The sequence below is a fragment of the Vibrio sp. TRT 17S01 genome, from assembly GCF_050113695.1.
Taxonomy (GTDB): Bacteria; Pseudomonadota; Gammaproteobacteria; order Enterobacterales; family Vibrionaceae; genus Vibrio.
In genome coordinates this window covers 117,015-127,752 of sequence record NZ_JBNJOG010000010.1, presented here as the reverse complement: position 1 = coordinate 127,752, position 10,738 = coordinate 117,015, and the positions used below count along the sequence as shown (strand labels likewise).

The following is a 10,738-nucleotide window of genomic DNA, read 5'->3' as shown; positions in this document are numbered from 1 at the left end:
AGAATATGTTCAAAAAACTTCGTGGCATATTTTCTAATGACCTATCTATCGATTTAGGTACTGCCAATACTCTTATTTACGTAAAAGGACAGGGTATCGTCCTTGACGAACCTTCAGTTGTTGCCATTCGACAAGATCGTAACCGTGCAGGTAAAAGCGTTGCTGCTGTAGGTCACGCCGCAAAACAAATGCTAGGTCGTACACCTGGTAATATTTCTGCTATTCGTCCGATGAAAGATGGTGTGATCGCCGACTTTTACGTGACAGAAAAAATGCTACAGCACTTCATTAAGCAAGTTCATGACAACAGCATTCTAAAACCAAGCCCGCGCGTATTGGTGTGTGTCCCTTGTGGTTCGACGCAAGTTGAGCGACGTGCGATCCGTGAATCTGCATTGGGTGCAGGTGCTCGCGAAGTTTACTTAATTGATGAGCCGATGGCAGCCGCAATTGGTGCGGGCCTACGTGTCTCTGAGCCAACAGGTTCGATGGTGGTCGATATCGGTGGCGGTACGACAGAAGTTGCGGTGATCTCTCTAAACGGTGTGGTTTACTCTTCATCAGTTCGTATTGGTGGTGACCGCTTTGATGAAGCGATCATTAACTATGTTCGTCGTAACTACGGCAGCTTGATTGGCGAAGCAACCGCAGAAAAGATCAAGCATGAAATCGGTTCTGCTTACCCTGGTGATGAAGTTCAAGAAATCGAAGTTCGTGGTCGTAACCTTGCTGAAGGTGTGCCACGTAGCTTTAGCCTGAACTCAAACGAAATTCTGGAAGCGTTGCAAGAGCCGCTAACAGGTATTGTTTCTGCAGTAATGGTTGCTCTTGAGCAGTGTCCACCTGAGCTTGCTTCTGATATTTCAGAAAATGGTATGGTGCTTACTGGTGGTGGAGCCTTGTTAAAAGATTTAGATCGTCTGCTTACCGAAGAAACGGGTATTCCGGTTGTGATTGCAGAAGATCCGCTGACGTGTGTTGCTCGAGGTGGTGGTAAAGCCCTTGAGATGATCGACATGCATGGCGGCGATCTATTCAGCGAAGAATAATAACTTAGCCTGAGCCTTTGCTCAGGCTAAGTGTACTTATACAAGGAACTCAATAAGAATGAAGCCGATTTTTGGCCGAGGACCTTCACTTCAGTTACGACTATTTTTCGCCGTGATCCTATCAGCCAGCCTTATGCTGGCTGATAGTCGTTTAGGTGCATTTACTCAGGTTCGCTACCTGCTCAACAGTCTGGTTTCTCCAATTCAATATGTTGCGGATCTACCTCGTACCATGTTTGATGGTTTTTATGAGCGCTTTCATACTCGCCAGACGTTGTTGACAACCAGCCAGACCCTTAAACGAGAAGTGTTAAGACTCAAGAGTGATTTGTTGTTGCTCGACCAATACCGTGAGGAAAACCAGCGACTTCGCAAATTACTGGGCTCTTCTTTCGTTCGTGACGAAAGAAAAGTGGTAGCCGAAGTTATGGCGGTAGATACTTCACCTTATCGTCACCAAGTGGTGATTGATAAAGGCCATGTGGATGGTGTTTATGTTGGACAGCCCGTTGCTAATGACAAAGGGATCGTCGGGCAAGTCACGTTCGTTTCTGCGCATAACAGCCGTGTGTTGCTACTGACAGACAGCAATAGTGCGATTCCTGTGCAGGTGATCCGCAATGATATTCGAGTCATTGCTTCCGGTAATGGTCAAGTCGATAAGATCCAGCTCGAACACATCCCAATTAGCACTGACATCCAGCAAGATGATTTGTTGGTGACCTCTGGTTTGGGTGGCGTTTATCCAGAAGGTTATCCCGTTGCTCATATTTCCAAAGTAGAGCGAGATAGCCGGAGGGAGTTTGCCTTGATTGAGGCTGATCCTGTGGTGGATTTTGAGCGCTTACGTTATTTATTGCTGATTTGGCCCAATGATGCCCGTCAAGAAAAGGTGATTCAGGCTGCACCAGAAAACATGACAGAAGGTGAGAATAGTGGCCAGTAGTTTCATGCGAGGCCGAATGGCCATTTTTTGCTCATTTCTGTTAGCGCTGACGCTACAAACCATTCCTTGGCCGGGCATTTTGGATCTAATGCGTCCTTCTTGGCTATTGCTTGTTACTTGTTATTGGGTATTGGCATTGCCGCATCGAGTGAATGTAGGCACTGCACTGATCTTAGGATTACTGTGGGATTTGCTTCTTGGTTCAACCCTTGGGATCCGAGGGATGATGATGTCCATTGTCATCTACATTGTGGCACTGAACTTTTTGGTGTTACGCAATATGGCTCTATGGCAACAAGCGATCATCATCGGACTGCTATCGATAGTTCTAGAAGGCCTGATTTTCTTCGGTGAATACCTAATTCAAGATATTAGTTTTAATCCGCTCTCTCTTTGGAGTGGATTGATAAACTGCATCTTGTGGCCGTGGATGTTTTTATTGATGCGTCGAGTGAGACGCCATTGGCATGTGAAATAGTATGACAAAAAAACAGCTCGTATTGGCTTCTGGCTCGCCAAGAAGAAAAGAATTATTGAGTCATCTTGGGTACGACTTTTCAATCATTTGTACGGATGTTGAAGAGCATCAATCAAACGATGAATCCGCGCAGCAATACGTTGCGCGCTTGTCACAAGATAAAGCATTAGCAGGTGTGGCATTAGCACCGGATTCTGTGGTTGTTGGCTCCGATACCATTGTGGTGGTTGATGGTGTTGTACTGGAGAAGCCAGCGGATCTGTCCCATGCTAAACAGATGTTGATGCAATTGTCTGATCGCAGTCATCAAGTTATGACGGCGGTGACAGTCGCAAATAAAGAGAAAAAGAAAACGGTCGTTGTAACGACAAATGTATGGTTCAAGCACCTGTCAGAAGAAGAAATAGAACAATACTGGCACACAGGTGAACCATGCGATAAAGCTGGCAGTTATGGTATTCAGGGTATAGGTGGGCGATTCGTCACGCGTATAGAAGGCAGCTACCATGCGGTGGTTGGTTTGCCATTATTTGAAACTGACCAGCTCTTGCACGAATTCTTATAATTTCATAATTGAGGTGCGCTCATGAGTGCAGAGTTGTTGATCAACGTGACCCCGAGTGAGACTCGTGTGGCCATGATTGAGGGTGGAGCTTTACAAGAAGTCCACGTTGAACGTGAAGCAAAACGGGGTATTGTCGGGAACATTTACAAAGGCAAAGTCAGCCGGGTATTACCAGGTATGCAAGCTGCATTTGTCGATATTGGTTTAGACAAAGCCGCATTTCTCCATGCGTCTGATATCGTGCCGCATACTGAGTGTGTAGCAGAAAACGAAAAGCAGCAATTTCAAGTTCGTGATATTTCTGAACTGGTCCGTCAGGGACAAGACATTGTTGTTCAAGTGGTAAAAGATCCGCTTGGCACTAAAGGTGCGCGCCTAACAACCGATATCACCTTACCATCTCGTTATCTTGTCTTTATGCCGGGCGCGAGCCATGTTGGTGTTTCTCAGCGTATTGAGAGTGAAGCGGAGCGTGAGCGCCTCAAAAAGGTCGTTGCACGTTATTGTGACGAAGATGGTGGCTTTATTATCCGGACTGCGGCTGAAGGTGCGGATGAAAAAGAAATGTCTCAGGATGCGGCATTTTTGAAGCGACTATGGTCCAAAGTAACCGAGCGCCGCAGTAAATATAAAACCCGTTCGACCTTGTATGGGGAATTGGGATTATCACAACGTATCCTGCGTGATTTTGTTGGGACGGAGCTGACTAAGATCTTAGTGGACTCTCGTCAGGAGTTTGAAAACCTAAAAGAATTCACCAGCGAATATGTACCTGAGCTAACCGAGAAGCTGGAACTATATGAAGGTGATAAGCCCATTTTCGATATGTACGATACCGAGAATGAAATTCAACGTTCATTAGAGCGTAAGGTCGAACTCAAATCTGGCGGGTATTTGATCATTGATCAGACCGAAGCAATGACTACCGTGGACATTAACACTGGTGCATTTGTTGGCCGTCGTAATCTGGAAGAAACCATTTTCAATACCAACGTCGAAGCGACACAAGCCATTGCTCGCCAATTACGTTTACGTAATTTAGGCGGCATTATCATCATTGATTTTATCGATATGGCCGCAGACGAACACCGTCGTCGCGTATTGACGTCGCTCGAAGCCGCACTGAGCAATGACCGGGTAAAAACAAACATCAACGGCTTTACTCAGCTTGGTTTGGTTGAAATGACCCGCAAACGCACTCGAGAGAGCATTGAACATGTTTTATGTTCAACTTGTCCTACTTGTGAAGGGCGAGGCAGCGTGAAAACCGTGGAGTCGGTGTGTTACGAGATTCTGCGAGAAATTACACGGGTGAACCGTGCTTACGATGCGGATAAATTTGTGGTTTATGCCTCTCCTGCGGTGGCTGAAACACTTCAGGGTGATGAATCACATGCATTAGCAGAACTGGAAGTGTTTATTGGTAAAGAAGTAAAAATTCAGGCTGAACATCTTTATATTCAAGAGCAGTTTGATGTCGTGATGATGTAAAGGCACAACGTGAATCCAACGGCTACTCATCTTTCTAAAATTCTACTTTGGATGCTGGTTACTGTACTCGTCACACTGGCGGTAGCAGTAACAGCATTACGTGTTGCGCTACCAAAGCTCAATCAGTATCAAGACCAAATTCAAACATGGGTTAATCAGAGCACTGGACTTGAATTTGAAATTGAGCATATTGGTGGCTACTGGCGTAATACCCATCCATCACTCTCTTTTCAAGGGGTAAAAGCACAAACGCCAAAAGGCAGTGATATCCACTTTTCGACCGAACAAGTGGATGTTGAGTTTGATTTAGTGCAATCCATCATGCAGCTCCAGCCGGTTATTGCTGATCTGAATATTCAGGTGTTGCAGCTGGATGTGAGCTCGATTAACTGGCTGGAAAATAATAGTTCATCTGATCCCCAACAAACCAGTGACTCACAACAGAGTGTACTCAAGCAGTTAGACAAACTTTTTCTCCGTCAGCTCGATGAGTTCGTAGTTCGTAACTCAGTGATCACCTATTTAGGTTTTGATGGTGAAGTGCGTCAATTGGATATCGACAAGCTACGTTGGCGCAACCAAGGTCGTCGACATTGGGCTGAAGGTGTGGTGAATATCGCTGATACCACACTGAACTCTTTGCAAGTAAGCGCTAACTTTACTGATCATGGTTCATTTCAAGATATTTCCGGTGAATTTTACCTCGCTGCGGACAATGTTTTAGTTACGCCTTGGCTGACTAAGTACTTAAAAGACGAGACAGGCATTGAAAAAGGGCAAGTAAGCTTTAGCAGTTGGTTAACCCTTGAACGTTCAAAGCCAGTTGATGCATACATTGATTTAAAACCGTCAGAGTTGGTGTGGCAGGAAGAGGGACAACATGACTTGCTTATCGAGTCTGGTGTTCTGCGCCTTATTCCTAAAGCAGAGGGTGTGCAGGTAAATGCTCACTCACTCAATCTCAGAACCGATGATACCGAATGGCCAGAGCTGGATATGGTCTTGGATTGGCAGCCGCAACAATGGATTGCCAATATTTCTCAACTTGAGCTAAAGGCATTGTTGCCTTTGGTTAAGCTCGCTCCGGAGTCTCAACAAACGATGGCGCTGTTAAATCAGCTAAAGCCTGCTGGGCGTGTTGAGGATATTCGTCTTGAGATGTCTGGTGGGGCTGATTCTTTACGCTACTCCGCTAAGTTAACAGAAGGCTCTCTTGCACAATGGGAACTGCTGCCAGAAGTCCATCATTTATCGGCGCAAATATCTGGTGACTTACAGCAGGCGAAGGCTTCGGTCTCATTGATTGATGATGTCTTACCTTATGGTGATGTGTTCCAAGCGCCATTAAATATCAAACAGGGCCAAGTCGAAATTGTGTGGCAAAACTTGCCTGATGGGTGGCGTTTGTGGGCGGATAAGGTGACCGCTGCGACGCCTGACTTGCAAGTGCTTGGTGCATTTCGATTGGATTTTCCGAACGACAAAAGCCCCTTCCTTTCCTTTTATGCCGAAGCGGATTTATATAACGCAGGGGAAACTTGGCGTTATTTGCCAACTTTAGCGCTTGGGCGCGATCTCACGGACTATCTTTCGACCGCTATCCAAGCGGGTAAAGTGAACACGGCTAAGTTGCTTTGGTACGGTGAATTAGGTCAATTTCCTTATCATGGCAATGATGGCATGTTTCAGGCGTGGGTAGGGCTGAAAGACGCCAAATTCAGTTTTGATACTGCTTGGCCGCCAATCACTGACTTACAATTGGACTTATTATTCCAAAATGATGCGATGTACCTTGACTCGCATCAGGCAACATTAATGGATGTAAAAGCCAAACGTATCACTGGCAGAATTCCCGAGTTAGCAGAAAATGGCCATATTGAAATTGAAGCCAGCGCAGTGGCAAAAGGTAATGCTGTACGAGATTATATGACGGCTTCTCCATTGGTCGATTCCGTTGGCGCTGCATTGACTGCCGTTCAAGTAAACGGGGATGTGAGCTCGAAGTTTCAACTCAATGTTCCGTTTAATGGTGATGACGCGCGAGCGTGGGGTTACGCGGACCTAAAGAATAACCACGTTGAAATCGATGCACCTCCGATGACACTTGAGTCAGTTTCTGGACGAGTGGAGTTTGATAATGATGTCGTTAAAGCAGCAGGGTTATCTGCAGAATTACTCGAGCAGGCAGTATCGATTGATTTTGCGGGGGAAAATGCAGGGCAAGGCTACTCTGTGGCAATTGATGCACTAGGTGACTGGGACATCAAGCCGCTCTATCCCTATGTGGGAGAACGTTGGTTAGGCCCAGTGACAGGTCATGCTCCTTGGCGTATGGATGTCGATATTCAACTGAATGATGTCGGTTTTACTTATCAGATTGATACCTCAGCCGACCTAAAAATGGTGGCAAGTGATTATCCATATCCATTAAAAAAGGCAGCAAAGAAAGCGTCTAAAGCGCGTCTGCAAGCTTCTGGTAATCAAGAGTCAGTTAGCGCCCGCTTACAGCTTCCGGGTCTAAAATATCAAACAGAAATTGATATTCGACCTAAAGTTCCTGTTCTTAAGGCGACAAACCTTGTTGTGGGTAGTGGCAGCTTCAAAATCAGCCCTGTGGTTGGTCACAATGCGCAAATCAGAACCGATCGATTTGATCTGGATAACTGGTTAACTGTGTTGTCTGAGCCGGAAGTGAAAACCAAGGCCAGAATGGATGAATTAAACACGCCACAAATACCGATGCCTCAACGGATTGATATTAATGCATCTGAACTTCATCTTGCTGGTATTGATTGGCATGATGTGGATTTTTCTGCTCGTCAGAAAAATCTAGGTTGGCATATGACGTTAGAGAGTCAAGAAGCGGTGGGTGAAGCGAATTACCTTGAGCCCTATGATCTCTCTGTCGCATTAGACCGACTTCATGTATACATTCCGGCCTTAGAGCAAGAGCAGAAAGAGACCTCGCTATTCCAACCAGAGAAACAAAGCGAGCCATTGATCTCTGCCTTCGACCGCAAGTTTCACGATCAAATTCCGAATATCACCCTAACCATTGATGATTTCTGGTTGCAAGGCTACCGAGTGGGTAAAACCTTATTGGATTTACAACGTCAGGGCGATCGCTTGGAATGGAAGAAGCTGTCATTTCGAAGTGGTAGTAACCAAGTGGATATGAACGGCTCATGGCAAGTGAAGGATGATGTTAGCCATACCGTGTTTAATATTTCGATGAAGGGTGATAACAACAGTGATGTGATGGAGCGCTTTGGTATCTCTACAGGGATCCAAAAAGCCCCGTTTGAAATTACTTCTCAGGTAGCGTGGGATGGTGCGCCTTGGTCAATGAAGATCAATACCTTGGCCGGTAATGTTGAGACTAAGTTGGGTAAAGGGACGATTTCGGACGTGAGTGGCGCAGCCAGATTACTTGGTTTGTTTAGCCTTGATTCAATCATCCGTAAAATGCAGCTAGATTTCACCGACGTATTCGATAAAGGCATGGCGTTTAACTCTATCACTGGCAGTGGTGAGATCCGTGATGGTATTTTCCTGACCAACGATATTAAGATGGATGCCGTAGCGGGCGAAATGACGATTAAAGGGCTTGCTAACCTAAATAATCGTACGGTGGATGCAGAAGTGAACTTTGTCCCTGATATTACCTCTGGTATCCCAGTACTGACAGCGTTTGCGGTGACGCCACAAACGGCGCTGTATGTTTTAGCGATCACAACGGTGATCTCACCCGTTGTTGAAGTATTTACCCAAGTCAATTACGAAGTGAAAGGGCCTTTGGATTCTCCGACTGTACGTGAATTATCACGGAGCAAAGGGGAATTTGAGTTACCAGAAAAGCTGCGTGAAGCGTTGGAATAACCAAGAGGTGAACTCATGGAACGAGTCGGTATTATTCAGATGACATCTGGTCCGGATCCTCAGAAAAACTTAATGTGGATTCGACAGCAGGTTGCGGAATTGGCAGCTAAGGGTGCGAAGTGGGTACTTACCCCAGAAAATGCATTGGTTTTTGGACAAACGCAGGACTACCACCGTCATGCTGAGCCACTTGGTCACGGTGAACTGCAACAACAGCTTGCTCAAATAGCCAAAGAGTACAATGTTTGGTTATTAATCGGTAGCATGCCAATACGACGAGATAATGGTGTGACGACCACGTTATTAGTGTTTAACAGCAATGGTCAATTGGTTGAGCATTATGACAAGCTGCATATGTTTGATGTGGATGTCGCAGATAGCCATAAGCGTTATCGTGAGTCGGATACATTCACCGCGGGTAACCGCATTGTGGTTTGCGATACACCATTTGCGACACTAGGCATGAGCATTTGTTATGATGTGCGTTTTCCCCCGCTTTATTCTGAGCTTGTTCGGCGGGGAGCGCAGATTTTACTCGTCCCTGCAGCTTTTACTGCTGTCACGGGGAAAGCGCACTGGCAAACCTTATTACAAGCAAGGGCGATTGAGGCGCAATGTTGGGTTGTGGCGGTCAACCAAACCGGAACACATCCTTGTGGGCGAGAAACATGGGGCCATTCTATGGTGATTGACCCATGGGGCCGTATTGTTTTGCAGTTAGGTGGTAGTGTCGAAAGCCAAGTAGTCGATATAGACTTAAAACAAGTAGATGAGGTCAGAGCCGCAATGCCGGTAGACCAACATTCAAGATTTCAGAATCAATTCCAGATAAGAGCAGAGTATGACAATTAATCAGGTTGAAGAGGCATTACTGAGCCCGGCAGGTTTGACGGAGCAGGATGTAGCGGATACGTTAGCGAGTATCGCCACCCGTCAGATCGACTACGCTGATATTTACTTCCAATCCAGTTGGCATGAGTCATTGGTATTGGAAGATAGCATTATTAAAGATGGCTCTTTTAACATCGATTGTGGTGTTGGTGTCCGTGCTGTGACGGGAGAAAAAACCGGTTTTGCATATTCTGATCAGATCCAGCTTGAAGGCTTAAAACAGAGTGCAATTGCTGCTCGCGGTATTGCGCAGCAGGGGCAAAATGGCCAGCTTCAAGCATTCAGACGTACAGATAATCAGAGCATTTATGGTGCGGTGAACCCACTTGAATGCTGGCAGAAAGAACAGAAAACCACACTATTGAAAGAGCTGGATGCGTATATTCGAACCAAAGAGCCTTTGATCAAAGAAGTGTCAATCAGCTTAAGTGGTGTGCATGAGCAAATGCTGGTTGCTGCAACCGATGGGACTTATGCTGGGGATATTCGCCCGCTTGTTCGCCTATCAATCAGTGTATTAGCGCAACGTGGTGAACGTCGAGAAAGAGGCAGCGCTGGTGGTGGTGGCCGCTTTGGTTATGATTTCTTCCTGACAGAAATGGATGGGATGAACGTTGCCTATCAATATGCTGATGAAGCGATTCGGATGGCTCTGGTGAATCTAGAAGCGGATGCGGCACCCGCAGGAGCGATGCCTGTCGTATTGGGTTCTGGTTGGCCGGGTGTTTTACTGCATGAAGCCGTTGGTCATGGTTTAGAAGGTGACTTTAACCGTAAAGAGTCATCCGTATTCAGCGGTAAAATCGGCCAGAAAGTGACGTCTGATCTGTGCACGATTGTTGATGACGGCACACTCAAAGATCTGCGTGGCTCGTTAAACCTTGATGACGAAGGGGTACAAGGCAAATACAACACCTTAATCGAAAATGGTGTTTTGAAAGGTTACATGCAAGATAAGCTCAATGCCCGCTTAATGGGGGTTGAACCGACTGGCAACGGGCGACGTGAATCTTATGCGCATCTGCCTATGCCACGTATGACGAATACCTATATGCTGCCAGGTCAGCATACGCCTGAAGAGATCATCGCTACAGTGAAGAAAGGCTTGTATGCACCAAACTTTGGTGGTGGACAAGTGGATATTACGTCCGGCAAGTTTGTGTTCTCTACGTCTGAAGCTTACTTGATTGAAGATGGTAAGATCACGCGCCCAGTAAAAGGGGCAACGCTGATAGGCTCTGGTATTGAAGCGATGCAGCAAGTTTCCATGGTAGGAAATGACTTAAGTCTTGACCGCGGTGTCGGTGTGTGTGGTAAAGCTGGACAAAGTGTCCCTGTCGGTGTGGGTCAGCCAACATTGAAACTCGATTCAATTACGGTTGGTGGAACCGAGTAATTCGCCTAACCAGAGGTGAATAAAAAAAGCTGCGAATTCGCAG

At 46.1% G+C, this 10,738-nt stretch carries 8 protein-coding genes; all 8 read left to right on the top strand.

Features of this window, described 5'->3' with window-relative positions; genetic code table 11:
- The first annotated feature begins 5 nt into the window (after positions 1-5).
- From ACQEXS_RS15800 to tldD, 8 genes are read left to right on the top strand one after another with little or no spacing between them, the layout of a single operon-like run.
- On the top strand, positions 6-1,049 hold the full coding sequence (locus ACQEXS_RS15800; RefSeq protein WP_367988076.1) for a rod shape-determining protein: 1,044 nt from the start codon (positions 6-8) through the stop codon (positions 1,047-1,049).
- 58 nt (positions 1,050-1,107) lie between these two features.
- Entirely contained in the window at positions 1,108-1,995 is an 888-nt protein-coding gene (gene mreC, locus ACQEXS_RS15795; RefSeq protein ID WP_367988077.1) for a rod shape-determining protein MreC, read from the top strand.
- A 4-nt stretch (positions 1,996-1,999) separates the two neighbouring features.
- Positions 2,000-2,473, top strand: coding sequence for a rod shape-determining protein MreD (gene mreD / locus ACQEXS_RS15790; protein WP_374144811.1), 474 nt, complete (start codon positions 2,000-2,002; stop codon positions 2,471-2,473).
- A gap of 1 nt (position 2,474) precedes the next feature.
- On the top strand, positions 2,475-3,038 hold the full coding sequence (locus ACQEXS_RS15785; protein ID WP_427014466.1) for a Maf family protein: 564 nt from the start codon (positions 2,475-2,477) through the stop codon (positions 3,036-3,038).
- A 21-nt stretch (positions 3,039-3,059) separates the two neighbouring features.
- Positions 3,060-4,529 (top strand): ribonuclease G, encoded by a 1,470-nt coding sequence (rng, locus tag ACQEXS_RS15780; RefSeq protein ID WP_367988080.1) that lies wholly within the window; start codon positions 3,060-3,062, stop codon positions 4,527-4,529.
- Between the two features lie 9 nt (positions 4,530-4,538).
- Positions 4,539-8,408, top strand: coding sequence for a YhdP family protein (locus ACQEXS_RS15775; protein WP_427014465.1), 3,870 nt, complete (start codon positions 4,539-4,541; stop codon positions 8,406-8,408).
- A gap of 15 nt (positions 8,409-8,423) precedes the next feature.
- Positions 8,424-9,260 carry a carbon-nitrogen hydrolase family protein gene (locus ACQEXS_RS15770; RefSeq protein ID WP_427014464.1) on the top strand — a complete coding sequence of 279 codons (837 nt, stop codon included), beginning with the start codon at positions 8,424-8,426 and terminating at the stop codon, positions 9,258-9,260.
- Positions 9,250-10,695, top strand: a complete 1,446-nt coding sequence (gene tldD / locus ACQEXS_RS15765; RefSeq protein WP_427014463.1) for a metalloprotease TldD — start codon at positions 9,250-9,252, stop codon at positions 10,693-10,695. Before ACQEXS_RS15770 ends, tldD begins: the two co-directional genes overlap by 11 nt.
- The last annotated feature ends 43 nt before the right edge of the window (positions 10,696-10,738 follow it).

Coding starts and splice junctions, on each gene's coding strand:
- tldD (WP_427014463.1), top strand. CDS start 9,250: ATGACAATTAATCAGGTTGAAGAGGCATTACTGAGCCCGGCAGGTTTG.
- mreD (WP_374144811.1), top strand. CDS start 2,000: ATGCGAGGCCGAATGGCCATTTTTTGCTCATTTCTGTTAGCGCTGACG.
- rng (WP_367988080.1), top strand. CDS start 3,060: ATGAGTGCAGAGTTGTTGATCAACGTGACCCCGAGTGAGACTCGTGTG.
- ACQEXS_RS15800 (WP_367988076.1), top strand. CDS start 6: ATGTTCAAAAAACTTCGTGGCATATTTTCTAATGACCTATCTATCGAT.
- ACQEXS_RS15770 (WP_427014464.1), top strand. CDS start 8,424: ATGGAACGAGTCGGTATTATTCAGATGACATCTGGTCCGGATCCTCAG.
- ACQEXS_RS15785 (WP_427014466.1), top strand. CDS start 2,475: ATGACAAAAAAACAGCTCGTATTGGCTTCTGGCTCGCCAAGAAGAAAA.
- mreC (WP_367988077.1), top strand. CDS start 1,108: ATGAAGCCGATTTTTGGCCGAGGACCTTCACTTCAGTTACGACTATTT.